Annotated in this window: 25 protein-coding genes; 23 read left to right on the top strand and 2 right to left on the bottom strand. The window is 57.3% G+C overall.

What is annotated here, in order from left to right; genetic code table 11:
* Window positions 1-61 precede the first annotated feature (61 nt).
* Window positions 62-1690: a fatty-acid--CoA ligase gene (locus tag NKH70_RS29525; RefSeq protein WP_353026814.1), complete on the top strand. Its 1629-nt coding sequence runs from the start codon at window positions 62-64 to the stop codon at window positions 1688-1690.
* Window positions 1691-1773: 83 nt separating this feature from the next.
* The gene (locus tag NKH70_RS29520) at window positions 1774-2559 is read left to right on the top strand and encodes a DUF1499 domain-containing protein (protein ID WP_353026812.1); all 786 of its coding nucleotides are present in this window, start codon (window positions 1774-1776) and stop codon (window positions 2557-2559) included.
* Window positions 2560-2572: 13 nt separating this feature from the next.
* Here the strand turns inward: NKH70_RS29520 and NKH70_RS29515 are convergent, their stop codons facing one another.
* Window positions 2573-3481, bottom strand: coding sequence for an MBL fold metallo-hydrolase (locus NKH70_RS29515; protein WP_353026810.1), 909 nt, complete (start codon window positions 3479-3481; stop codon window positions 2573-2575).
* 114 nt (window positions 3482-3595) lie between these two features.
* Between NKH70_RS29515 and NKH70_RS29510 the strand changes: the two genes are divergently transcribed.
* The 19 genes from NKH70_RS29510 (at window position 3596) to NKH70_RS29420 (ending at window position 23088) form a co-directional block, all read left to right on the top strand.
* Window positions 3596-4186, top strand: a complete 591-nt coding sequence (locus tag NKH70_RS29510; RefSeq protein WP_353026808.1) for a biotin transporter BioY — start codon at window positions 3596-3598, stop codon at window positions 4184-4186.
* A gap of 30 nt (window positions 4187-4216) precedes the next feature.
* Complete coding sequence (locus tag NKH70_RS29505; protein ID WP_353026806.1) at window positions 4217-4465, top strand: hypothetical protein; 249 nt, start codon at window positions 4217-4219, stop codon at window positions 4463-4465.
* Between the two features lie 488 nt (window positions 4466-4953).
* A complete protein-coding gene (gene nusG, locus NKH70_RS29500; protein ID WP_353026804.1) occupies window positions 4954-5481 on the top strand; it encodes a transcription termination/antitermination protein NusG in 528 nt (175 codons plus the stop codon).
* Window positions 5482-5626: 145 nt separating this feature from the next.
* Window positions 5627-6943, top strand: coding sequence for a UDP-glucose dehydrogenase family protein (locus tag NKH70_RS29495; protein ID WP_353026802.1), 1317 nt, complete (start codon window positions 5627-5629; stop codon window positions 6941-6943).
* Between the two features lie 42 nt (window positions 6944-6985).
* Complete coding sequence (locus tag NKH70_RS29490) at window positions 6986-8263, top strand: sugar transferase (protein WP_353026800.1); 1278 nt, start codon at window positions 6986-6988, stop codon at window positions 8261-8263.
* A gap of 298 nt (window positions 8264-8561) precedes the next feature.
* Window positions 8562-10316, top strand: coding sequence for an ABC transporter ATP-binding protein (locus NKH70_RS29485; RefSeq protein WP_353026798.1), 1755 nt, complete (start codon window positions 8562-8564; stop codon window positions 10314-10316).
* A 128-nt stretch (window positions 10317-10444) separates the two neighbouring features.
* On the top strand, window positions 10445-11299 hold the full coding sequence (locus NKH70_RS29480; protein ID WP_353026796.1) for a polysaccharide pyruvyl transferase family protein: 855 nt from the start codon (window positions 10445-10447) through the stop codon (window positions 11297-11299).
* 218 nt (window positions 11300-11517) lie between these two features.
* Window positions 11518-12546 (top strand): glycosyltransferase family 61 protein, encoded by a 1029-nt coding sequence (locus NKH70_RS29475; protein WP_353026794.1) that lies wholly within the window; start codon window positions 11518-11520, stop codon window positions 12544-12546.
* Entirely contained in the window at window positions 12543-13226 is a 684-nt protein-coding gene (locus NKH70_RS29470) for an acyltransferase (protein WP_353026793.1), read from the top strand. Before NKH70_RS29475 ends, NKH70_RS29470 begins: the two co-directional genes overlap by 4 nt.
* The gene (locus NKH70_RS29465) at window positions 13223-14422 is read left to right on the top strand and encodes a glycosyltransferase (protein WP_353026792.1); all 1200 of its coding nucleotides are present in this window, start codon (window positions 13223-13225) and stop codon (window positions 14420-14422) included. The genes NKH70_RS29470 and NKH70_RS29465 overlap by 4 nt, the downstream gene beginning before the upstream one ends.
* A 53-nt stretch (window positions 14423-14475) precedes the next feature.
* On the top strand, window positions 14476-15399 hold the full coding sequence (locus NKH70_RS29460) for an NAD-dependent epimerase/dehydratase family protein (protein ID WP_353026790.1): 924 nt from the start codon (window positions 14476-14478) through the stop codon (window positions 15397-15399).
* A gap of 14 nt (window positions 15400-15413) precedes the next feature.
* The gene (locus NKH70_RS29455) at window positions 15414-16346 is read left to right on the top strand and encodes a glycosyltransferase family 2 protein (protein ID WP_353026789.1); all 933 of its coding nucleotides are present in this window, start codon (window positions 15414-15416) and stop codon (window positions 16344-16346) included.
* A gap of 87 nt (window positions 16347-16433) precedes the next feature.
* Window positions 16434-17498, top strand: a complete 1065-nt coding sequence (locus tag NKH70_RS29450) for an EpsG family protein (RefSeq protein ID WP_353026788.1) — start codon at window positions 16434-16436, stop codon at window positions 17496-17498.
* A gap of 6 nt (window positions 17499-17504) precedes the next feature.
* On the top strand, window positions 17505-18620 hold the full coding sequence (locus NKH70_RS29445; protein ID WP_353026787.1) for a glycosyltransferase family 4 protein: 1116 nt from the start codon (window positions 17505-17507) through the stop codon (window positions 18618-18620).
* Window positions 18621-18658: 38 nt separating this feature from the next.
* Entirely contained in the window at window positions 18659-19540 is an 882-nt protein-coding gene (gene rfbA, locus NKH70_RS29440; protein ID WP_353026785.1) for a glucose-1-phosphate thymidylyltransferase RfbA, read from the top strand.
* 2 nt (window positions 19541-19542) lie between these two features.
* Window positions 19543-20097 carry a dTDP-4-dehydrorhamnose 3,5-epimerase gene (gene rfbC, locus NKH70_RS29435; protein ID WP_353026784.1) on the top strand — a complete coding sequence of 185 codons (555 nt, stop codon included), beginning with the start codon at window positions 19543-19545 and terminating at the stop codon, window positions 20095-20097.
* Window positions 20098-20127: 30 nt separating this feature from the next.
* Complete coding sequence (rfbB, locus tag NKH70_RS29430; protein ID WP_353026782.1) at window positions 20128-21198, top strand: dTDP-glucose 4,6-dehydratase; 1071 nt, start codon at window positions 20128-20130, stop codon at window positions 21196-21198.
* Window positions 21195-22076 carry a dTDP-4-dehydrorhamnose reductase gene (gene rfbD, locus NKH70_RS29425; RefSeq protein ID WP_353026781.1) on the top strand — a complete coding sequence of 294 codons (882 nt, stop codon included), beginning with the start codon at window positions 21195-21197 and terminating at the stop codon, window positions 22074-22076. Before rfbB ends, rfbD begins: the two co-directional genes overlap by 4 nt.
* Window positions 22077-22608: 532 nt before the next feature.
* Entirely contained in the window at window positions 22609-23088 is a 480-nt protein-coding gene (locus NKH70_RS29420) for a hypothetical protein (RefSeq protein WP_353026780.1), read from the top strand.
* 211 nt (window positions 23089-23299) lie between these two features.
* Here NKH70_RS29420 and NKH70_RS29415 read toward each other — a convergent pair whose 3' ends face one another.
* Window positions 23300-23434, bottom strand: a complete 135-nt coding sequence (locus NKH70_RS29415) for a hypothetical protein (RefSeq protein WP_353026778.1) — start codon at window positions 23432-23434, stop codon at window positions 23300-23302.
* A gap of 160 nt (window positions 23435-23594) precedes the next feature.
* Between NKH70_RS29415 and NKH70_RS29410 the strand changes: the two genes are divergently transcribed.
* Window positions 23595-24404 (top strand): tyrosine-protein phosphatase, encoded by an 810-nt coding sequence (locus tag NKH70_RS29410; protein WP_353026776.1) that lies wholly within the window; start codon window positions 23595-23597, stop codon window positions 24402-24404.
* Window positions 24404-25177 (top strand): polysaccharide biosynthesis/export family protein, encoded by a 774-nt coding sequence (locus tag NKH70_RS29405; RefSeq protein ID WP_353026775.1) that lies wholly within the window; start codon window positions 24404-24406, stop codon window positions 25175-25177. The genes NKH70_RS29410 and NKH70_RS29405 overlap by 1 nt, the downstream gene beginning before the upstream one ends.
* Window positions 25178-25201: the final 24 nt, after the last annotated feature.

The following is a 25201-nucleotide window of genomic DNA, read 5'->3' as shown; positions in this document are numbered from 1 at the left end:
CATGGCTGGACAATCCGCCGGTTCGTTCCACAATGGCGCAAAAAATAACGGGAGGAACAAGATGCTCGGGCTGATGCAGGAATGGCCGCTGCTTTGCCACAAGCTGATCGACAATGCCGAGCGGCAGCACGGCCGACGCGAGATCGTGTCGCGCTCGATCGAGGGGCCGATCGTGCGCAGCACATATGCCGAAATCCATCACCGTGCCCTGAAGGTCGCCGAGAGGCTCGAGCGTGACGGCTTCGGGCTTGGCGACCGCATCGCCACACTGGCCTGGAACACCGCGCGCCACATCGAGGCCTGGTACGGCATCATGGGTGTCGGCGCGATCTATCACACGCTCAACCCGCGGCTCTTTCCCGAGCAGATCACCTGGATCATGAACAATGCCGAGGATAAGGCGATCTTCGTCGACCTGACCTTCCTGCCGCTGCTCGAAAAGATCGCCGGCGCGGTCAAATCGCTGAAGCAGGTTATCGTGCTTACCGATAAGGCGCATTTGCCGGAGACTGCGCTGCCCAAGGTCGTCGCCTATGAAGAATGGCTTGCTGAAGCCGACGGCAGCTTCGTCTGGAAGACATTCGATGAAAACACCGCCGCCGGCATGTGCTACACCTCGGGCACGACGGGCGACCCGAAGGGCGTCCTCTACAGCCATCGTTCGAACGTGCTGCACGCCATGATCGCCGCGATGCCCGACGCCATGGGCCTGTCGTCACGCGATACCATATTGCCGGTCGTGCCGATGTTTCACGCCAACGCCTGGGGCCTTGCCCAGAGCGCGCCGATGATCGGCGCCAAGCTGGTCATGCCCGGTTGCAAGATGGATGGCGCTTCGCTTTACGAGCTGCTCGACACCGAGAAGGTGACCTTCAGCGCCGCCGTGCCGACGGTGTGGATGATGCTCCTCCAGCATCTGGAAGAGACCGGCAACAAACTACCCTATCTGCAGAAAGTCGTCATCGGCGGCTCGTCCTGTCCACGCGCGCTCACGACGAAGTTCCAGGACCATTACGATGTCCAGGTCGTCCACGCCTGGGGCATGACCGAGATGTCGCCGCTGGGCACGCTGTGCACCCTCAAGCCAAACTATTCCGGGCTGAAGGGCAAGGCCCGCCTCGACGTCCAGCAGAAGCAGGGCTTTACGCCGTTCGGCATCGAAATGAAGGTGACGGACGACAGCGACAACGAACTGCCATGGGATGGCAAGACCTTCGGCCGGCTCAAGGTCCGCGGGCCGGCCGTCGCACGCGCCTATTATGACGGTGTCGGATCCGAACAGTTCGATGAACAAGGCTGGTTCGATACCGGTGATGTCGCGCATATTGATCCCGACGGCTACATGCAGATCACCGATCGCGCCAAGGACGTGATCAAGTCGGGCGGCGAATGGATCTCGACCATCGAGCTCGAGAACCTCGCGGTCGGTCATCCGGACGTGGCGGAGGCCGCCGCCATCGGCATTCCGCATTCCAAATGGGGCGAGCGGCCTTTACTCGTGATCGTCCGCAAGCCGGGCAGGGAGCCGACCAAGACGGACATCCTGGCTTTCATGGACGGCAAGGTGGCGAAGTGGTGGATGCCGGACGACGTTGCCTTTGTCGGCGAAATCCCACACACCGCTGCAGGCAAGATCCAGAAGACTACCTTGCGTCAGCAGTTCCGGGATTATCATCTGCCGACGGATTGACCGGAGATGCGGCGTCTTTGCGCCTTCAAGCCGCCGCTGAAAGGCACTATGCCTTGTTCGGGTTGGGGGCAGCGCGGAAAAGAATGACGGCAATTCCAGAGCGACAGACGTCGAGGGCTGCCGGTTGGTCGCGGCGCACCGGCGCTTTTTCGGCGGTCCTGCTGCTGACGGTTCTCATCGGCCACCGATATGATCTCGTCGAGACGCCGGCTTTCCTGTGGGTGCTCGGCGTTGTCGCCTTGCTGGCCGCGTTTGCGCTTTTGTTTGCCGGGTTTGCCTTTGCGCGATTGTGGAATTTCGGTGATCGCGGCGGCCAAGACCTGACCGCCGGCGCGTTGCTGGCGCTTCTGGTGCTCATCCCTTACGGCGTCGCGGCCTATTGGGCGGCGACCTATCCGCCGCTGCGCGACATCTCGACGGATTTCGACGATCCGCCGGCGCTCGATATTTCTACCCGGACAATGGATATGAACGAGCTTTTGCCGCTGACGCCCGGCGAGCAGCGCCTGCAAACCGAAGCTTATCCGCTTGTTACCGGACGCAGCTACACCTTGCCTTTCGATCGCGTTCTGGAGGCGGTCAAGACCGTGCTCGATCGGCGGGGTTGGCAGCTCGCGGCGCCATTTCCCGACGCAGTAGGGCAAAGCGACGTGACGGTCGATGCGCTGGCCAAGAGCTTCCTGCTTGGCCTTCCCGCCGATGTCGCCATCCGCGTGACCGACGATGGCGACGCGGTCATCGTCGATATGCGCTCGGCCTCGCGTTACGGCCGCTATGACCTTGGCGACAATGCAGCGCGCATCACCGATTTCCTTGCCGAACTCGACCAGGAAGTCGCCGGCCAGGTGGGCGTGGCGCCGGCGGAATGATAGCCGAAGGGTATTACTTTGCCGGCGAATAGATGCCGTCGATAGCCGGCGCGCCATTGGTGTGGACCAGACCTCGCGCCACCAGGTCTTCCAGATGGGCGAGCACCGACAGGCCGGCTGCGCCATGCAGGCGCGGGTCGGTGTCTCGATAGATCGCCACCACCATGTCCTTGATTGTCTGGTCGCCGCTGTTGATCCGTTTCAGAATTGCCCGTTCGCGCATTTTGCGATGCGTTTTCAATCCGCGCATGAAGTTGCGCGGCTCGGTCACCGGCCCGCCATGGCCGGGCAGCAGCAGCCGGTCGTCGCGTTCGATCAACCGATCGAGCGATGTCATGTAGTCGGCCATAGCGCCGTCCGGCGGCGCGACGATGGAAGTCGACCACGCCATGACGTGATCGGCCGAGAAAAGGATGCCGGTTCCTTCCAGTGCGAAGGCCGCGTGATTGGCGGTATGGCCGGGCGTCAGCACCGTCCGGATCGCCCAGCCGTCACCGTCGATCACCATATTATCCGGCAGCGCGACGTCCGGAACGAACTCGATGTCAGCGCTGGCATCGAGCGGATTGACCTCGCCGGTGCGCAACGGCCGCGCCGGGCGATGCCGGCCTTCCGCCAGAACCGCCGCGCCGGTGTGCTGCTTCAGCCGCGCCGCCAGTGGCGAATGGTCGCGATGCGTGTGGCTGACGAAGATATGGCTGACCGGCCTGGTCCCGATCGCATCGAGCAGCGTTCGAAGATGTGCCCCGTCATCCGGACCCGGATCGATCACCGCCAGCGTCTCGCGCCCGACGATATAACTGTTGGTTCCGTGAAAGGTGAACGGGCTTGGGTTCTTGGCGGTGATCCGAAGTACGTCGGGCGCAATGGTCACACCCCTGCCGTAGGCAGGATCGAAGCGTGTGTCGAATTTCAGCGCCATGCGAACGTCGCGACCTTTTTTGGGGGGAGGGCAAAACCGATTGCCGCATAGCACGGAAGCCAATATAGGAAAACGCAAGGCCGCGTTCGGCGGCAATCCGGAACGGGGAAGACCATGGCAATTGCAACCACGATGCGTCCGCTCATTTCTCTCGCTTTGCCTGAAAAGGGCGCGGCCCGTCTGGCGGGACAGATTTTGCTGGCGATCGCCGGAACGCTGCTGCTGATCTTGTCGGCCAAGACGAAGGTTATTCTCGGACCGGTCGATATCTCGATGCAGACGCTCGCTGTCTTCCTGATCGCCGCCGCCTTCGGAATGCGCCTCGGCGTCGCCACGCTGCTCCTCTACATGGCCGAGGGCGCATGGGGCGTTCCAGTCTTCCAGAGCACGCCGGAAAAGGGCATCGGCGTTGCCTACATGCTCGGTTCGACCGGCGGTTATCTAGCCGGCTTCGTCGTCATGGCGGCGATCGTCGGCTGGGCTGCCGACCGTGGCTGGGATCGCCATCCTATCAAGCTCTTCAATGCGATGCTGGTGGCCGAGATCGTCATGATGGCGATGGGCTTTGCCTGGCTGGCGCTGTTGATCGGCCCGGAAAAGTCGTGGCAGTTCGGGGTGGTGCCCTTTATCGTTGGCGATCTGATCAAGGTTGCGCTGGCCGCGAGCCTGGTGCCGGCTGCCTGGTCGCTGCTGAAGCGTTCGTGAATCCGGTCAAGAACCGGGTAGTGGGTCAGTTTGACCATCACGAATGAAAATATTTTGATGGTTCTTGGCATCGTTCTCGTCGAAATTCGCGCGACCGATGATCTAACCAAGGCACGTATGCTCGCGGACTCATTTCACAACGCGCCGTCCAATATCGCGAATGGCGCCGGTCCGCAGGATACGTGGGCAAGCGTTCTTAATACTGCTCGCAGGCTTGATATGGAACGATATGTCGTCTCGCTATTGAGCCACGTTCAGGCGAGACAGATTTCAAACTGACCCACTACCAAGAACCGGCATCGCTGTGCCATGATCGGGATTTCGTGGCTTGCTGGCAATTTTGTCTCAGTGCCGGCCTATCGAAACACCTTTTTATCGCAAACTGGAATGGCTCTGCAGGTATCCCCCGCCGGCGGGCATGTGTTGCGCAACGACATACCGGCGACCCGTCACATTAGCTTCAAGTCGGTGGACTAAGCACCAGAACATCCGGGGATCGCCGCGCCAATATAACCAAAGAGCTACGCATCACAGCGAATTGCCCGATATCGCATGTCGGGCAGCTGAAAAAGAAAGCGGCCCGATGACTATTTAGGCATAGCTAATTTCATGGACAATTTGCGGGTAATTTTTCTATGAACCACCCTGATTCTCGGCGCATGGGTGCTTGCCGGCATCGACACACTGTCGTAACCCTTGGCACCGATATGCCCGCCCTGAGAGGGAGACACGTGATTAGCGCGGAAAAAACAACGAGTAAGGCGACCATGCTGTCGCCGGAGCCGACAGCCGCGCCGGCAACGCGCTGGTACGCGGCCAGCGTCTTTCCCGGAAAGGAGCATGTCGCCGAACGGCATCTCCGGATCCAGGGATTTCAGCCGTTTGTGCCTCGCTGCGAGAAAACCGTCCGACATGCCCGGCGGCTCGAAACCCGGTCTGCGGCGTATTTCCCGGGCTATATGTTCATCGCCCTTGACGTTGCGCTGCAACGTTGGCGCTCGGTCAATGGAACATTCGGTGTGCGTTCCCTCGTCACGCAAGGCGACCGGCCTTTGCCGGTCCCCTCGGGTCTGGTAGAGCGTTTCATTGCATTGACCGGTAAGGACGGGCTGCTTGATTTCAGTGGAGGCCTTGCAGCGGGCGCCTCGGTCCGAATCCTTTCTGGCCCTCTCGCGGAAACGATCGGTCGCCTTGACCGGCTCGATCCAGCCGGAAGAGCCCGGGTTCTGGTGGCCATCATGAATGGCGAAATCCCTGTCGACTTGGATGCCAGGGATCTCGTAGCAATCGCGTAGCCGCAACATCAAGGCGGCGTCGTGATGTAAATTGTTGTAGGATGCGCTCTCGGGTTTCACCCGGGAGTGCGGTAGCCGTCGTTCGGTGGGGAATAGGCGCTGTCTGGCGAGATCGTCTCATCGGCGCTGATTGGGAGTACGCGGTATGCGAATAACAATGATTGGTGCCGGCTATGTAGGGCTCGTCTCGGGCGCCTGCTTCGCCGACTTTGGCCATCAGGTCTGCTGCATCGATCGTGATGCGGAAAAGCTCGCCCTGCTCAAGCTCGGCAAGATACCGATTTACGAGCCAGGGCTTGACGATCTCGTCACGACCAACACCCTGCAGGGTCGCTTGCGTTTCGGCGACAATTTGGCGGACGCCGTTTCTCAATCGGATGTGGTCTTCATCGCCGTGGGCACGCCGTCGCGGCGTGGCGATGGGCATGCCGATCTGTCCTTCGTCTACGACGCGGCCGCCGAAGTGGGCCGCGCGCTCAAGGGATTTACAGTCGTGGTGACGAAATCGACCGTCCCCGTCGGTACCGGCGATGAGGTGGAACGGATTATCCGCGAGCAAAATCCGACCGCCGATTTTGCCGTGGTCTCCAATCCCGAGTTTCTTCGCGAAGGATCCGCGATCGAGGACTTCAAGCGACCCGACCGCATCATTGTCGGAACCGATGCCGAACGGGCCAAAACGGTCATGGGCGAGATCTACCGCCCGCTCTCGTTGAATGCCGCGCCGATATTCTATACGAGCCGACGTTCGGCGGAGCTTACCAAATATGCCGGCAACGCTTTTCTGGCCATGAAGATCACCTTCATCAACGAAATTGCCGATCTCTGCGAGCGGTTGGGGGCCGATGTGCAGGACGTCGCGCGCGGCATCGGCATGGACAACCGCATCGGCGCAAAATTTCTTCATGCCGGGCCGGGTTACGGTGGCTCCTGTTTCCCGAAAGATACGCTGGCGCTGGTCAAGACTGCGCAGGATGCGGCAAGTCCGGTCCGGCTTATCGAGACGACGGTCTCTATAAACGATCAGCGCAAGCGGGCGATGGCTCGCAAGGTGGTCGAGGCCTGCGGCGGGTCGGTTCGCGGCAAGACCATCGGTATCCTGGGCCTTACGTTCAAGCCAAACACCGACGATATGCGCGATGCCCCCTCATTGGCCATCATTCAGGCGCTCAAGGACGCGGGCGCTTCGATCAAGGCCTATGATCCGGTCGGCATGGAGCAGGCGCGCAAGATGATCGAGGGCATTGAATTCGGGGAAAGCGCCTACGCGGTGGCCGACAGTTCGCATGCGATCGTCATCGTCACCGAGTGGAACGCGTTTCGGTCATTGGATCTCAAACGGCTTCATGCACTTATGGTGACGCCAGTGATGGTCGATCTTCGAAACGTCTACCGCGGCGAGGACGTCGTGAAGGAAGGCATAGCCTATTCGAGCGTTGGGCGAGAGCAGCATCTTGTTTAGTGAACGTCAGGTTTTCATGGGGCCCGGTTCGCGGGATTCAATTTGACCACCACCACTATCCATTTACCTAATCGAAGGCACCTCCTGCTCCGGATGCGCTTTCAACTGCTTGGCGGACTGACGTTCGCCATACTGCTGCCTGCGTTGATGCGCATGTCGTTCGATCGGGAAGTAATCTGGCAGTCGAACATGCAGGTTACGATTGTTGCGGCATTCATCGCCCACACCACCGGCTATCTGCTTTACAAGCGCATCGGCAATTTCCCGGGCGTTGCGGCGGCCGGCTACATCTTGCCAACGTTTGCACTGACTTACGGTCTCGTGTTCGTGACTATCTTCTTCTTCAGGTTCGAATACAGCCGGTTCCAAGCCGCAGCGAGCTTCATCCAATCGACATTGTGGTATTTTGGCCTGAGCCTGGCCACGCGGCGGCTCGATGCACACCGGCTAGCGATCATTCCTGGCGGAGACGTTGACCGGCTAGAGAACATACCGGGTGTCAATTGGCACAGGATCCATTCGCCTGACATGATTGTCGAATATGCGAGCGGCGTGGTGGCCGATCTTCGAGCCGACCTTTCGGGTGAGTGGGAGCGTTATATCGCCGACCGAGCGCTCTCGGGAACACCGGTCTACCACGTCAAGCAAATTAGCGAGTCGCTCACCGGTAGGGTAGAGATCGAGCATCTTTCTGAAAATACACTAGGTTCCTTGAACCCAAACCAGGCCTATCTGAAAATCAAGGAGGCGATAGACTGGGCTTCCGCGTTGTTTATCCTTGTTGTTTTCTCTCCATTGCTGTTGTTCGTGGCGATTGCAGTGAAGACCGACTCACCTGGACCGGCGTTATTTAGACAAAAAAGGATGGGCTATAGAGGTCACCCTTACGAGGTCTACAAATTTCGAACGATGAAGCTCAATGACACCGTTGTCGACGAGAAGGAAGCGGCCATCACGAAGGCCGGCGACGCACGCATCACGCGTTTGGGACAGTTCTTGAGAAAATCCAGGATCGACGAGTTGCCGCAGGCCTTCAACATCCTGCGTGGCGAGATGAGCTGGATCGGTCCGCGGCCGGAAGCTCTCGTACTCTCGATGTGGTACGAGGCGGAACTGCCATTCTATCGGTACCGGCACATCGTTCGGCCTGGCATCACCGGATGGGCACAAGTCAACCAAGGCCACGTTGCGGCCGTGGACGATGTTCTGGAAAAACTTCACTACGATTTCTACTATATCAAGAACTTCTCGCCTTGGCTCGACGTGCTGATTGTATTTCGCACCATCCGAACCATGCTCACTGGATTTGGCGCGCGTTGACAGAGTATTTCTCTACAAAATATCTCTGATATGAAACTTCTGATATCCGTCTCGGCCTGTTTCTTCGTCTGCCGTGTTGCGTCCAGATATGTTGAGGTTCTGGAGGAGGCAATCGCCGGACCCGCGGGGGGCTTCTTTCCCTTCAGCCAAATGAAGTGACCGATACATTTGCTGAGAAGTGCCTGGTGGAGGCGGACAGACATCGCAGCAGCAAAAGTGTGCGCGAGGGCGTAAGAAAATTCTTGGGCTTTTGCAAGTCTCACCGAACCAAGGGCGTTATCGTTTGACCCAGCATTCTATGATCGCATCACTACGCGAGCTTTTCGCCCATGTGTCCCGCCGCCGCCGCCGCCAACTTGGCCCCGTCCTGATGCTGATGCTTGCCGGCGCAGTGGCCGAGGTGGTCTCCCTGGGAGCGATTCTGCCATTTCTCGCTGTCGTCTCCAAGCCACAGGAGGCTCTTGCTAGCGAAAGGCTGCGGCCGCTGCTCAATGCGCTCGGACTCAACACGCCCATGGAGCTAGTGATCGCGGCCGCCGCCGGCTTCGCGCTGTCGGCGGTCGTCGCCGCAGCGGTGCGGCTGTTGCTCGTCTGGGGCAGCCAGAAATTCGTCTTCGCCATCGCTCAGGAGCTTAGCGTGGCAGTCTACCGCCGTACTCTGCACCAGCCTTATGCCTACCATACAGCTCACAACTCAAGTGAGACTCTGGCCGCCATTAACAAGGCACAACTTGTCACAAATGGCCTGCTGGTGCCGCTGATGCAAGCGGCCAGTTCTGCTGTGATTGCGCTGTTTATCCTGCTTGGCCTACTCTTTGTTGACCCAGTGGTGGCACTGACCTCGGGCCTCGGTTTCGGCCTGATTTACCTGCTGGTTATGCATTTCACAAAGCGGATAATGCGGCGCAATGGCGGGGTCATCGCCCGGGCACAGAAAGAGCGTGTGCAGGCGGCGAGCGAAGGCTTGGGCGGCATACGCGACGTGTTGCTTGATCGATCGCAAATGGTCTTCATCAAGCGCTTTTCAGCCGTCGAGAGCGACCTACGCCGGACACAAGGGACCAACAATTTCGTTGCCGCCGCGCCGCGCTTTGTTGTCGAAGGACTTGGGCTAGTGTTGATCGCTGGGCTAGCGCTAATGCTCAGCTTCCGGGATGGAGGGCTGGTTGCGGCAATCCCGGTGCTCGGCGCCCTAGCGCTCGGCGCCCAGAGATTGCTTCCGTTGCTGCAACAAGTCTACTACGGCTGGACGTCCTACATGGCCAACGGTCAGTCGCTGCGCGACGTTCTTGACATTTTGCAACTGCCAGACGCGCCGCACTTTGCCGCCTCACAGAACCTGGACCCTTTGCCTTTCAACAGAGCGATTACGCTAGAAAAGATCCGCTTTTCCTATCCTGTGGGCAGTCGGCCGGCAATCGAAGACGTCAGCCTCGTCATCTCCAAGGGAACGCGCGTCGGCTTTGTCGGCAAAACCGGCAGCGGCAAGTCGACGTTAATGGATATCATCCTCGGACTTTTGACGCCCACCAGCGGCCGCATCATCATCGACGGCGTCGAACTGAGTGATGCCAATCGCTCGGCCTGGCAGGAGCGCATCGCACATGTGCCGCAGGCGATATACCTGTCCGACGGCAGCGTTGCCGAGAACATCGCCTTTGGGGTCTCTGCAGAAATGATTGACCACGAACGGGTTAGACACGCTGCCGAACAGGCTGAACTCCTGGACGTCATCGCAGCGCTGCCCCACGGGTATGACAGCATCGTCGGCGAGCGCGGGGTTCGCCTGTCGGGTGGGCAGCGCCAGCGCATTGGTATCGCCCGCGCACTCTACAAGCAGGCCGACGTGCTCGTGTTCGACGAGGCAACCAGCGCGCTGGACAACGAGACGGAGAGCGCGGTTATGCAGGCGATAGACGGGTTGAGCCGGTCGTTGACAGTTATAATGATAGCGCATCGGGTATCTACATTGGCAAAATGCGATTTTATCGTTGAATTAAAAGATGGCCGTGTTTTGCACGGAATAGATCGCCGACTTGAAGAAATTGACTAGTAAGATAAAGTCCCGCATAAGGAATACACGATCTTTCCACTTCGCTACGCTCAATGAGATTGCGGGCTTGACGGGCAGTACTGAATGGTTAACCGGGCGAAGGCCTGCTGAGGCGAGGAAAGTTCTGGATGAGTGCCATGCGTTCACTAAACTTTGTGGCTAGATTGACGTCTGATCTCATGCCATATATCGGTGGAGATAGAAGGACGCCCGTTGTTTACTTTGACAAAGTCCGCAATGTTGGTGATCTGCTTAACCCGTACATTGTTCCAAAAATAACGGGGCAAGAGACGCGGCGGTCGAAATCAAATGTTTTCGCGCATTTGAGGGCGATCGGAAGTGTGTTGGGCTCGGCCAACCGGCAGAGTTACATTTGGGGATCCGGCTCAATCGATGGCAACCCTCCCAGGTCCAGATTGGATCCGCAAAAAATTCGCGCAGTGAGAGGGGTTCTTACGCGCGAAATGTTGCATGGTTGTGGTTACCCGATCGAGTCAGTGCCGCTCGGTGATCCAGCCGTGCTGCTTCCAAGATACTATTCGAAGGAACGTCTTGCGACTACCTTTCGTGTCGGTGTCGTACCTCATTTTTCTGACATGGATATAGTGCTTAGCGGGAATATAGTTGTCCCAAAGGACTGCCTTGTTATAGACGTTGCGCAAGATCCGGAGACGTTTGTCGATTCGCTTCTGAAATGTGACTTTATCGTAAGCTCGTCTCTTCATGGTTTGATCCTCGCCGATGCCTATGGAGTTCCAAATGTTTGGGCAAGTTTCTCGGGTAGACTTCTGGGAGGTGAGTTCAAGTTCATGGATTATTATACAACAACCGACTCTCGGAAGCAGGTGGTGTACCACGTTGCAACGCAAAGTGACTTTACCGAGCTGTTGAAGAGCATCTCATCGATTGCGTCTAGAAAATTATATAAATTCAATGCTGACGATTTGCTTGATGCATTTCCAAGAGAGATGAAGTCTGTTTAGGCCGTCAAGGGGCCTGCCGAGCGCCGCGGGCCGTAGAACGGCGAAAAGGAGCGGATCGGGCGAATGGTCATTTGGTCGAGTGCGATTACCGATTCTGCGTCTCACGATAACCTCGCAAGTGGTGGCCACTACGTGGCGGTGCAAAGGCGCTTCGGGGGAAGTTCGATTGGATTGTTTTGAAGTTCGATTGGATTGTTTTGTTGATGAGGAGAACCGTCTTGGTTGAGGAGGAGACGCACCTTGTCGAATCGGTCCCCGCGCCGGTCTTTCGGCCTGGAACAACTCAGGCCTGTAATGTAATCGTGACCCGCTCAGGAATGTGCTTCCAAGGACCGCTCATGCTGTCAGATTCTGTCCATGTCGGTTACGGCTTCCGCAAGAGCCTTGCAACCTACGCAACCGGAATCGGCAGCCTGTTAGCACGCGGTGTGCGCTATCATCGCACCACGCGCGAAGCGATTGTATTCCATAACCTGTGGACTGGGGGATACTATCACTGGATGACAGAAGCCTTGCCGCGGCTATTCGCTGTCCGTGACCGGTGGAGCACGTCTGCGTTAGTTATGCCGCACCACGCTCCGAATCCGTGGCTTCTCAGGTGGATCGAGAATGTAGGCCAATTTGAAGAAGTCGTCCGGTTTGAAAGCGGGCGAAATTTGTGGTTGCCGCGCGTGTTAATCCCGCATTGCCCAACAAGGCAGGATGAGTTTGACGTGCTAAACCTTCAAAGGGTTAAGAGTGAACTCTTTGCTTCGATTGGCGTTGACCAACGGTCCAGGGCCGATCGCCGGATTTTCATCACGCGACGAAACGCCAGATGGCGCAAAATCCCCAATGAGGCTGAGGTAGTCGCGCGACTCGAACCACTAGGATTCGAGATCTTCGATTTCGACAAACTGGACTACGAAGGGCAGGTACGCACCATGAGTGAGGCAGGTATTCTTGTCTCTTTGCATGGAGCGGGCCTGACCAACTTGATGTTCATGAGGCCAGGTTCGCACGTGGTCGAATGTGCAATGCGCCCTGCCTTTCCGCTTACCTACAACCGTTTTCGGAAGACGCACCTGGCAAATCCATCTTATGTCAGACTGGCGCGACTGTTTAGGGTAAATCATCATTTCGTGTTTTGTGAACTGGATATGTCGAATGTTCCAAAAAGCAGAACCAAGAAGATAACCGCAAACGATTATGACCTCATCGTGGACGTGGATAAGTTGTTGGCGACGCTGGGCGAGATCATTCGATGAGCAAAAGCTCGTATGAGATGATGAGGTCTGCAGCAAAATTCGTGCATTCATGGCTGGCGAATCCGGTCTCGCGCTTTTTCTACCGGAGATTCGGAGCTGGATCGGTTGTCGCGCGCAGAGCCGAAATCATAGGTCGTCGGCGTGTGTCAATCGGGGCGGGCGTTCGTGTAATGCCGGGCGCTTCCCTAATATGTTCGGGCATGCCACCCTATCTTTTTAAGCGCAAAGGGACAATCAGCATCGGTGATGGAAGTATTATCAGAGAGAATTCTTTCTTGATCACGTACGGTGGCAATATAGAACTCGGCAGTCGTGTAACAGTTAACCCATTCTGCTGTATCCAAGGAAATTGCGGTGTCGAGATTGGCGATGACGTTCTCATCGCAAGCCACGTATCGATTTTCTCTGCAAATCATGTGTTCGAGGATGCATCTAGAACCATTCGTTCCCAAGGCGAGCGTGGGAAGGGTGTCCGCATAGCCGATGACGTCTGGATCGGCTCTCACTCCGTCATCCTCGATGGCGTGACAATCAATCGAGGTGCTGTAATCGCAGCTGGTGCCGTGGTGACACGTGAGGTTCCGGCATTTGCCGTTGTCGCTGGTGTTCCAGCCCGAAAAATTGGGCAACGTGGCGCATCTACAGAGATGGCAGACATATCAAGGAATCGTTCCCAATGAGCGGCGGCGTCCTCTACATATCGTATGACGGCATGCTTGAGCCGCTCGGGCAATCGCAGGTGCTTGGGTATATCGAGCGTCTGGCAGCGGATTTGCCGGTACACCTGATCAGTTTCGAGAAGCCGGAAGATTGGAAGCAGGTCGCGGAGCGCGAGCGCGTCGCGAGCCGCATCTCCCAATCCGGGATCCACTGGCACCCGTTGAGCTATCACCGACGCCCGACGGCGCCTTCTACCGCCTACGATATAGCTCAGGGAATCCAGCTTGGCACCTGGCTTGTCATACGCCATCGCCTGTCGATTGTGCACGCGCGGTCTTATGTTCCTTCGGTCATGGCACTCGCGATCAAGCGGTTAACTGGTGCTCGTTACCTTTTCGATATGCGTGGCTTTTGGGCAGACGAACGTGTCGACGCCGGCATGTGGTCGCCGGACGGACGGCTCTATCGTGTTGCCAAGGGCTTTCAGCAGCGCTTTCTGCAGGCGGCCGACGCTGTCGTATCATTGACGCACGCCGCCGCACGTGAAATCAGCGGCTTTCCATATCTTGCCGGACGAATCCCGCCCATCACCGTTATTCCGACCTGCGCCGACCTTGGGCGCTTCACGCCTCGTATCGGTGCTGCACCGGAACGGTTCACGCTGGGTTTTGTGGGGTCGGCCGGGACATGGAACCAATTTGGCGAAGTCCTGTCCTTCTTCAAAGCCGTCCGTGCAATTCGGCCTGATGCCAGGCTGCTTGTCGTAAACCGCGGTGAGCACGATCTCATTCGCAAGGCGGTCGCGGATACCTCGCTCGACGACAACACCGTCGAGATCACAGCGGCCGATCATTTCCGGGTTCCAGGCCTTATCCGGCAGATGACAGCCGGCATAGCAATGAGGAAACCGGCCTATTCGAATCTCGGTTCAGCGCCGACCAAAATTGCCGAATACCTCGGCTGCGGCATTCCCTGCTTGGGAAACCGGAGCGTCGGAGATGTAGCGGAGATATTGGAGGGATGCCGAGTCGGCGTCGCAATGATAAGCTACTCAAAGGAAGACCACGCCGTCGCAGCCAACAGGCTGCTCGCACTTCTGGAAGAACCGGAGTTGAGCGCGCGCTGCCGGCAAACGGCCGAAGCGATCTTTTCCCTCGACAAGGGTGTCGAAGCTTACCGGCTAATTTACGCTTCGCTCCAGGGACTGCAACCTTAGATCGGTTGCGAAACGAACTCTGCTGACGACGACAGAAGGACCAAGCGACCGAAATGAGTTCCTATTTGATCACTGGAGGAGCCGGCTTCATCGGCTCTCATTTGTGCGATATCATCCTGGCTCGAGGTGACAGGGTGGTCGTCCTCGATAACTTTCTGTCCGGCAAACGGCAGAACCTTCCAGCTGCCCATCCTAATATCAGCGTTCTAAATGGCGACATTCGGGAGATCGCCAAATTCCGCAGCGAGATCGGCGATGTCGACGCAATTGTCCATCTCGCGGCGCTGATCAGCGGCTATGACAGTCTACGAACGCCTGACGAGTATGTAGACGTCAATGTGACCGGCCTGCAGCGGGTGATCGATTTCGCGGCCACTCAACGCATCAGGAGAATCGTCTTCGCGTCCAGTTCGACGGTTTACGGGAATACTGATCTGTCGTCCATCGACGAAAGTATCACGCCGGCGCCGGTCACTGTCTACGCCGCCTCGAAGCTGTTCGGCGAGCACCTCCTGGCCATGTACGCCAAATTGCACGGGTATTCTTATTGTTCCCTGCGCCTGTTCAATGTTTATGGTCCACGGCAGGCGGTCGATCATCCTTACGCTAATGTCACGTGCAAGTTCTCTTACGCCGCCGCCCATGCGCTTCCCATCAAGAAATTCGGTGACGGTGGGCAAAGCCGCGATTTCGTCTATATAGCGGATGTGGTAGATGCTTTCGTTTCCGTACTGGATGAAACGGGTAACGGGCTCTATAACATCGGAACCGGAACATCTAACAGCATCAATGCGCTGATCTCGGAGCTGGAGAAGCTCACGAAGAGCACTCTCGGCGTCGAGTTGCTCGATCCTTGGCCGAACGATGTACGGCGAATACAGGCCGACATTGCAAAATATGTCACGACGTTCGGCCGGCGCCCGAAGGTAAGCCTTCGCGAAGGTTTGGAACGAACGGTCGATTTCTTTCGCGCATGATGGAACACGCACCCTTGGAAAGATCTGAAGCGGAGGCATTGGAAAGTGTCGTCCTCGCAATTTCGACCTTTCGAACCGCTGAACATGTGCTCACGCTCCTTCGATCGGTGTTTGCCAACGGCAAAACGCCATTCTTGGCGGTGGTGGTCGTCGATTCGCTCGGCGACGGTCGGTTGGCTACCGCCATTGGGGAGAACGGTTGGGCCGTCGAGTATCACAATGCTGACCGGAATCTCGGTTCCGCCGGTAATTTGCAGAAGAGGCTCCAGATAGCGGCGGACCTCGGCGGACGGTGGTGCTATGCGATCAACCACGACGGCGAGGTCGACCTCCGTGCCGTGCAGGCCATGGTGCGAGCCGGCAACGCGGGCGAGCGGATCGGTGCGGTGTATCCAAATCGATTTCGGCCAAACCGTGGAGGGAGTTGGGAGAAGCCGCGTCGGAGCGCGGTGCCGCAGCTATTTTCACCAAGGCTCTCTTCCCAACTTGCTGTGGGCGAGGAAGTTGTTTGGAGCAGCTCGAATGGCGCACTTTATAGCTTGCAGCCTCAGCGCGAGGGCGTCGAAGTCTGGAGCGATCTCTGGATGAGTTGGGAGGACTTGGGCTACGGTCTTTGCCTGAAAAAAGGAAAGTGGCGGCAGATTGTATGTGCCGATGCAACATTCGTCGACACGTACGAATATAGAAAGGCGAGTTTCTTGGGCAAAACGATTTATGTTGCGGATAAGCCCACTTGGTATCAGTACTACCATTTTAGAAATTTGATTCTAATAGCCAAAAGGATAGATGGTGGATTCAACCTTTATCTGAGTCTATTTCCAATGCTGCTAAAGGATCTCGCTGCTATTGTGTTGTACAAATCGGAGCCGCTGACGCGACTTCGATTGCTGTTCAGTGGTGCTCTTGACGGGATTCGAAACATCTCGGGCAAGGGACCTCTCCCATGATTGGCAATTTGAGCGTCAGCCGTCGATGGTAAGACGGGGATAACCAGCTCGTCAGAGCCATCGACTCAAAGACACAGGCCCTCTACGTTGCTTCCTTACTGGCTCATGTTTGGCGTCCCTGCCTTCGCTGCGCTTTTCGAGCGACGCGGGAAGGCACTTGACCACCCCGGCGAACGATGGCTGTTCTTCATTGCTGGGCTTGCCGTATGCCTGCTGGTCGGCCTTCGTAACGATGTGGGAGCCGATTGGCCCGCCTATTTGGGTCACCTCGTTCGAGCAAGCTTAACGGTATTCATAGATATCCCAAAACTGGGAGATCCGGGCTATGCGCTGCTGAACTGGATCAGCGCCCGCGTGGATCCAGAGGTTTGGCTGGTCAACCTTGTATGTGCCGGTTTGTTCAGCTGGGGGCTTTTTTCGTTCGCACTGGCCCAGCCGCGTCCCTGGCTCGCTCTGGCCGTCGCGATACCTTACCTGGTTATCGTCGTTGCGATGGGGTATACGAGGCAGGGCGTGGCGATCGGGTTGGCGATGCGTGGACTCGTCGCCCTTGGTCGTGAGCGTTCCAACCTCAAGTTTGTCGTGTGGGTGCTCATCGCGGCGACCTTCCATAAATCGGCCGTCCTGCTGATACCGATCTCGGCTCTCGCCGAGAGTCATGGCCGCGTTTGGACCATATTGTGGGTAGGTTGCGCTGCAATACTGGCCTATTTCGCCTTGCTTCAGGATAGCGTTGACAAGCTGATGTACACATACGTTGCTCGTGAGTACGATTCTGGTGGTGCCGCAGTCCGGGTCATCATGAACGCGATCCCGGCTGCACTATTTATCCTCGTTAGGAAACGGTTTCTGCTTAGTCCGCGTGAGAAGCAGCTTTGGCTTATCCTAGCGCTGATCGCGATAGCGCTGGTGCCAGCCCTTGTCATTTCGCCGTCATCGACAGCCGTTGATCGCGTGGGGCTCTACCTCATTCCGATCCAGATCATGGTCCTGTCGCAGATTCCGGAATCTTTCGGGAGGTCCGGCCGATCTTATCGGTTCCTGGGTTTCCTAGTGGTTTTATATTCCGCGTTTGTACAGTATGTCTGGTTCAATTTCGGATCTCACTCCATCTATTGGCTTCCCTATCAAAACTATCTCCTTCAAGGTTGACAAAATTTGCGCATCATCATCTGTGCCAATACTGCGTGGAACCTCGTCAATTTTCGCGCTGGGCTCATTCAGAGCTTTCACGAGCGCGGCATGGAGGTTATTGCTGTCGCTCCACCGCATCAGCAGCATGCAGCGCAGTTGATGAGGATGGGCTGTCGTTTCGAAGAAATGCCTATGGACAATATGGGCACGTCGCCGTTTGGTGACCTTGCCCTTCTGATGCGATTTACAACCCTATTCAGGCGAACTCGACCGGATGTCTATCTCGGCTACACGATCAAACCTAACATCTACGGATCCATCGCCGCAAAGATGCTTGGTGTCGGCGTCATCAACAATATCGCCGGCCTTGGAGTCGCATTTTCAAGGGGATCGAAGATACAAGGCCTTGTGGAAGTCCTTTATCGCTACGCTTTGCGCGGATCGCGGCGCGTATTCTTTCAGAATCGAGAAGACCGCGATGATTTTGTTCGCAAATCTATCGTAATGCCGGAATTGACCGAACTGCTGCCGGGGTCGGGTGTGGACCTGCAGCATTTTACGCCCGCACGGGCTGTCCCGAGCGAGAATGGGGCCGACAGCGTTTTCTTACTGGTTGCCCGACTCCTCTGGGAAAAAGGCGTCGGCGAGTTTGCCGAAGCTGCGCGAATCGTGCGCTCGACGAAGCCGCAGGCCCGTTTCCAGTTGCTTGGCTTTCTCGACGTCCAGAATCCCTCGGCAGTCTCGAAAGCGGTGATCGAGCAGTGGGTGAACGAGGGGGTTGTCGAGTACCTTGGTGTGACGGACGACGTACGCAGATATCTCGCGGCTGCCGATTGCGTCGTCTTGCCGTCTTACTATCGTGAAGGAACCCCGCGCAGCCTGCTCGAGGCGGCAGCCATGGGCCGGCCAATCATCACGACGGATTGGACCGGGTGCCGAAATGTGGTCGACCATGATGTCAACGGCTATCTCTGCCAGCCACGGGACGCCGGGGACCTTGCCAGTCGAATGTTGAGATTCATGTCGCTTTCCCTGCACGAGCGAGTCGCTATGGGTGATGCTAGCCGCGCCAAAGCCGAACATGAGTTCGACGAAAAGTTCGTAATACAAAAATACTTAAATGCGATAGGAGAGGTATAAATGGGCATTCCTACACGTTGCAGGCAGCAAGGTCGAGCATGAAGGGCATCATCCTTGCGGGCGGGAGCGGAACCCGGCTTTATCCGTTGACGCTGTCTGTGTCGAAGCAATTGCTGCCGGTCTACGACAAGCCGATGGTGTATTACCCGCTGAGCGTGCTGATGCAGGCGGGCATTCGCGATATTCTTGTCATTTCGACGCCGCGTGACCTCCCTGGCTTTCAGACGCTGCTGGGCGATGGTGGCGTCTTTGGCCTGAACCTGTCCTATGCCGAACAGGCGCAGCCAAATGGGCTGGCCGAAGCCTTCATCATCGGCCGCGATTTCATTGGCTCGGACAATGTAGCCATGGTGCTCGGCGACAATATCTTCTTCGGCGCCGGATTGACAGCCATCTGCCAGACTGCCGCGAAGCAGACACAAGGCGCTTCAGTGTTCGCCTATCATGTCGAGGATCCGGAACGGTATGGCGTGGTCAGCTTCGAAGCGGCAACCGGCAAGGCGCTGACGATCGAGGAGAAACCGAAGGAGCCGAGGTCAAACTGGGCGGTCACCGGCCTTTATTTTTACGACAATGATGTGGTCGACATTGCTGCCTCAATCAAGCCGTCGGGGCGCGGTGAGCTCGAAATCACCTCAGTCAATAACATTTATATGGAGCGTGGCGCGCTTCATGTCCATCGGCTGGGCCGCGGCTTCGCTTGGCTCGATACTGGTACGGTTGACAGCCTGCATGACGCGTCCTCCTTTGTTCGCACCATTGAACATCGGCAAGGGATTAAGATCGCCTGTCCGGAAGAAATCGGCCTGGAAATGGGCTGGATCTCGGCCGACGCGGTTCTGGCGCGTGCGGAAAAGCTCGGCAGGAACGAGTATGCCGGCTATTTGCGCCGCCGGGTGATCGAACTGGCGCGAGGCTGATCGTGACGAACGTTCGCAACCTCAGCCTGGACGGCGTGCTGGAAATCACGCCAAAGCGCTTTGCCGATGCGCGCGGCTTCTTCTCCGAGACTTACAACGCAGCGGGCCTTGCCAAAGCTGGAATCGATCTCGTCTTTGTACAGGACAATCACAGCCTCTCCACTGCGGCGGGCGTTCTCAGGGGGCTTCACTACCAATTGCCCCCTTTTGCCCAAGCCAAACTCGTCCGCGTCGTGCGTGGCGCGATTCTCGATCTCGCGGTGGACATCAGAAAGAGCTCACCGACCTTCGGCAAATGGGTATCCCTAGAGGTGTCCGCTGAGAGGTGGAACCAGATTCTGGTTCCGACCGGCTTCGCACATGGTTTCGTCACCCTGGCGGAGAATACGGAGGTGATCTATAAGGTGACGAGCCCATATTCACCGGCGCAAGATCGTGGCATCCGCTTCGATGACCCGGCGATTGGCATCGAGTGGCCGACCTTTCCGAATGGCCTCGTGCTATCGGATAAGGACCGCAATGCCCCGCTTCTCGCCGAAGCCGAGATTTTCGACTAGATCAATCATGGTAAGGGGAGGGCCTTTGGATTGAACATATTGGTAACGGGCGGGGCGGGCTTCATCGGATCGGCGGTTTGCCGGCATCTGTGCGGAAACGCTGGGCATCGCGTTGTCAACGTCGACAAGCTGACTTATGCCGGCAATCTCGGTTCATTACGCCAGATCGAGAACCATCCCAACTACTGCTTCGTGCGGGCGGACATTTGCGACGAACATGCAATCTCGCGGATCCTAGGCGAACATGACATCGATGTCGTCATGCATCTTGCCGCCGAGAGCCATGTGGATCGCTCGATAGATGGGCCGGCAGCGTTCGTCGAGACGAATATCGTCGGTACGTTCAAGTTGCTCTCGGCTGCCTTGGCGCACTGGCAGAAACTGTCGGCCGAGCGCCAAGAAAACTTCCGTTTCCATCATGTCTCGACAGATGAGGTGTTTGGGGATTTGCCCTTCGACGGCAGCCTCTTCACCGAAGACACCGCTTATGCGCCGTCATCCCCCTATTCTGCGTCCAAGGCCGCTTCGGATCATCTCGTTCGTGCCTGGCACGAGACATACGGGCTTCCTGTGGTCGTTTCCAACTGCTCGAACAATTACGGCCCGTTTCATTTCCCTGAAAAGCTGATTCCGTTGATCATCCTCAATGCGCTCGAGGAGAAGCCGCTCCCCGTCTATGGCACTGGCGCAAATGTGCGAGACTGGCTGTTCGTGGACGATCACGCGCGGGCGCTGGAACTGGTCGCGACGAAAGGAAGGCCGGGCGAAAGCTATAATGTGGGCGGGCGTTGTGAGCGCAGCAATCTCAGCGTTGTGGAGACGATCTGCCGGATGCTCGACAGCCTTCGGCCGCGGCGCGGCGGAGCACGCTATCGCGACCTGATCGCGTTCGTGGCTGACCGCCCTGGCCATGATCGGCGCTATGCGATCGACGCATTCAAGATCGAGCGCGATCTGGGCTGGACGCCAGCCGAGACATTCGAGACCGGCCTTGCCAAGACCGTCCGATGGTATCTCGACAATCCTTGGTGGTGGGAGCCGATCCGCAGCAGCCGCTATGCCGGCCAAAGGCTAGGCGCAGCGGAAAAGGCACTGTCGTGAGAATTCTTGTCACGGGCCGCGAAGGGCAGGTTGCGTGCAGCCTAGCTGAACGCGCCTCGACCATTCCAGGCATCGAGTTGATCGTGACGGGTCGGCCTGACTTTGATCTTCTCGATTCCAAATCAGTCCGGTCGGCGATTCTTGCCAGAAAGCCTGATATCGTTGTCTCCGCCGCAGCTTATACATCCGTCGACCAAGCAGAGGACGAACCCGACACGGCGCAGGCAATCAATGTGTTGGGGGCCGGCGCCGTCTCTGCTGCGGCAGCCGAAACGGGCGCTCCCGTTATCCATCTCTCGACCGACTATGTGTTTGGTGGGGAGAAACCCGGCGCCTACATTGAAACCGATACCACTGGCCCAATTGGGGTCTATGGCCGCACCAAGCTCGATGGCGAGGCAGCGGTCGCCACCGCCAATCGCCGTCATGTCATCTTGCGCACTGCCTGGGTACACAGCCCGTTCGGCCGTAATTTCGTGAAGACCATGCTCAGACTGGCAAAAGATCGTGATATGATCCGTGTCGTCTCCGACCAGTTCGGCAACCCAACCTCTGCTCTCGACATCGCAGACGGCATTCTGCACATCGCGAAAACCATGGAGCGGAGAGAAAATTCCGCCCAGTTCGGCATATTTCATCTTGCCGGCACCGGTGGTACGAACTGGAGTGGTCTTGCTCGCGAGATATTCGTCGAAAGTCGACGGGTTGGCGGTCCATGGGCGAATGTCGAGGACATATTCACGGACGAATACCCTACTAAGGCGAAACGCCCAGCCAACTCGCTGCTCAACTGCCAAAAGCTGTGGTGCACCTATGGTTGGCGCGCGCCGGAATGGCAGCAATCGTGCAGGACTGTCGTCAGGAGACTTGTCGGCTAGAGGGCTACCAGACCGTCGGTAGCAGGTCACGGGAGCCTCCGAAGCATCGGATCCTCTCTCCAATAGGGGCAGTGATCGATCTTGCCCGATCGAGCGGAAGCATGGTGCCATTCGTAATGGAAGAGGACGCGGGATCCCACATGATATGCCAGATTTGATGGCTGAACAGACGGAACGTGGTCTCACCGCCCCCTTTCGGCGTCTGCAGGCTTCCAGACCGCGAGCGAAAGAGATTTCAAAACCAACCGTTTTGCCTTCGAGTAGTGCGAAACGCCGCTGATGAGTCGGCGAGCGATGACGGCGCGGCCAGAGGAAAGCCAGATTGGCACCCTGCAACCCGCAATCGCGGCCGGCTGTAAAGATGATAAATTGCGATATTCTAAGAGTGTGTTCAATCAACCACACCGAAACCAAAAATTATCTCGCATTTGCGATATGAGTTGGAATTGGCTCAAAAAGCTGTTACGCGCTGAACCAGTAGCTTGGTGCTTGGGTGGGCCTCAGGTAACGTAGGACAGAAGGATAGTTGCGGATGAACCAAATGTTGAGAAGCGCGTTGGTCGGAGTTGTGTTGGCCGGCTTCGCCCCGGTGTCGTCTTTCGCGCAGGATGCATCGTGCACGTGTACAACTGCCTATCAGGGTGCAAATCCGATTGGATCGATCGGCAACGTCAATGGCGACGTGATGGTCTCGCAGGTGGCTGGCTACGGCCCTGCACAATCGGGCGGCGCGCTGGACTTCGGCAGCCGTGTCGTGGTTGGCGGCAAGGGCTCGGCTTCGGTTCGGGTCGGTGGCTGTAATCTGAGCGTCCCCGCGAATTCGACGCTCGATATCTCGCGCGTCGAGAACAAGATTTGCCTCAACGTCCTGGGTTCTGAGAAGACCGCCCAGACGGGCAATGCCAACGACAACAACAACGACAAAACGCCGCTCTTCATCTTTGGCGGCATGGCTCTTGGGGCCGGTATTCTGGCCGCAACGGCGAATAAGCACCACGGCGTCAGCCAATAAGCGAGTGGCCCGACAGCCCGCAGCAGCAGAGGCGGGCGCCTCTGCTGTGCCGTTCTTGCTGATGCGCAAGGCCGTTGGTGTTGGTGGACATGCTTCCGTTCGGACGGATCTGGCTTCGCGAATTTGTTAGCTGTATCGGCCTGTTGCTGTTGATCTGGCGCCAAAATGAACGTCTTGGGCGGATTGCGTTGGTTGGTCAGGCCGCACGTTGCTAGAGGATGAAGGTGCGCCATTCGCTTGGTCCCATTTTCTTTTGTGTATCGGCGATTGCAGGCGTCATCTGTTTGAGTTCCGGCCCTTTCGTGCGGGTATATGGCGCTTTAAGCGGCGGTGCGGCGCTGATCATCGGCCTGCATGATGACGACTCTGTCAGCCAGTAACTGGGACCCGGCATTCATCCTATTGCATGAGCTTGACAGACGCGTAACTCGCTGCACTGCGGGTAACGCATTTGTGGTTTTTTGCGCTGACGTCGCCATCTTGCTTCGTTGCAGCCACAAGCGCCCATGATCGATCTACATTCCCACATCTTGCCAGGCCTCGACGACGGCTCACCCAATCTTGCCGAATCGCTGGAAATGGCTCGACTGGCGGTAGCCGACGGAACGACACACATGGCGTGCACGCCGCACGTCACACCGGGCGTATACGAAAACGGAACATCGAACATCGTCCGGGCGGTTCAAGAGTTGCACCAGGCGCTGCGCCACGCCGCCATTCCGCTTGCTCTTTACGTTGGCGCCGATGTTCATATAGCGCCTGATCTTCCCGAACAATTGGCGGCCGGCAGTGTGCCAACTTTAAACAGGTCCCGCTATTTTCTGTTCGAACCGCCGCATCATGTTTTACCTCCACGAATGGAGGATCTTGCTCTACGCCTCATAAACGCCGGTTTCATTCCGATTCTTACACATCCTGAGCGTTTGACCTGGATCAAAACGAATTACGACGTTATCGAGAGGCTGAATGCAGTGGGCTGCCTTATCCAGCTGACCGCAGACTCGATTGTTGGTGCTTTTGGGCGCACGGCGCTTTATTATTCGGAAAAGCTGATTGACGAGGGCAGGGTGGACATTATCGCATCGGACACGCATAGCGCTACGCGCCGTCGCCCTGGGCTTTCGCAAGCGGTTGCCGCTGCTGCCAAGCGATGTGGCGAAGACGAGGCCCGCAATATGGTGTTGAAACGTCCAGGTGAGATATTGGCGAACCGGCCCATCGAACCGATCGGAAAGGCACGTCCGCCGAAGCCAAACGCCGGTAACGCCAGCCGCTTTGGAGGATTGGGCCGGTTGTTCAAGGGCGGGACTGCGTGATGGGCATTTTCCGTTTCGCAAACCATAAGGGCACGGTTTTGGTCTTGCTCGCTTCACTCGCGATGTCGGCATGCACGAGCACTTCGTCGACGACACCATCCTCGTCCGTTGATGCGCTGCAATTGACATCATCATCCACGCCACTATCGGGCGGCGGCGCACTGCAGATGGTAAAGGATCTGCCTGCGCCGCAAAACACCCAGAATGGGAGCGAGCAGCCGCTATCTCCGAACGATGTGCTGGAGGTGAACGTGTTCCAGGTCGACAATTTGAACAGAACGGTTCAAGTCGATGCTGGCGGGCAGATTTCGCTTCCGCTTATCGGAACCATCGCCGCCGCAGGAAAAACCGTCCGTCAGTTGGAACAGGAAGTCGAAACTGCCTATGGCGCCAAATACCTGCAGTCACCTGATGTGACTATTTTCGTCAAAGAATCGATCGGACAGCGCATTACCGTCGACGGAGAGGTCAATAGGGCTGGTATATATCCCGTGTCGAGCAATTCCACTCTTCTGGACGCCGTTGCTTTGGCGGCGAATTTCAGTCCCATAGGAGATGCGAGCAAAGTCTTCGTCTACCGCAACATTGGCCCAAACACGCTGGTCGCAAATTACAACGTGGAGGCCATTCGTGCCGGCAAGGCCCGCAATCCGCGCGTCTACGGCGGTGACAAGGTCGTCGTCTTTGCCTCGAAATCGAAAATCGCGATGAACAATCTTAAGGACGCTCTCGGCATTGCTTCAAGTGCAGCTCGACTTAGTGTGATTCCATAGATGCTTTCCGCTCATTCAAATCAT

Origin of the sequence: Mesorhizobium sp. M0991, from assembly GCF_040318915.1 — a bacterium.
In the GTDB taxonomy this organism is placed as follows: Bacteria; Pseudomonadota; Alphaproteobacteria; order Rhizobiales; family Rhizobiaceae; genus Mesorhizobium.
The sequence above is the reverse complement of the archived record's forward strand: the minus strand, read 5'-3'. Positions and strand labels throughout refer to the sequence as shown.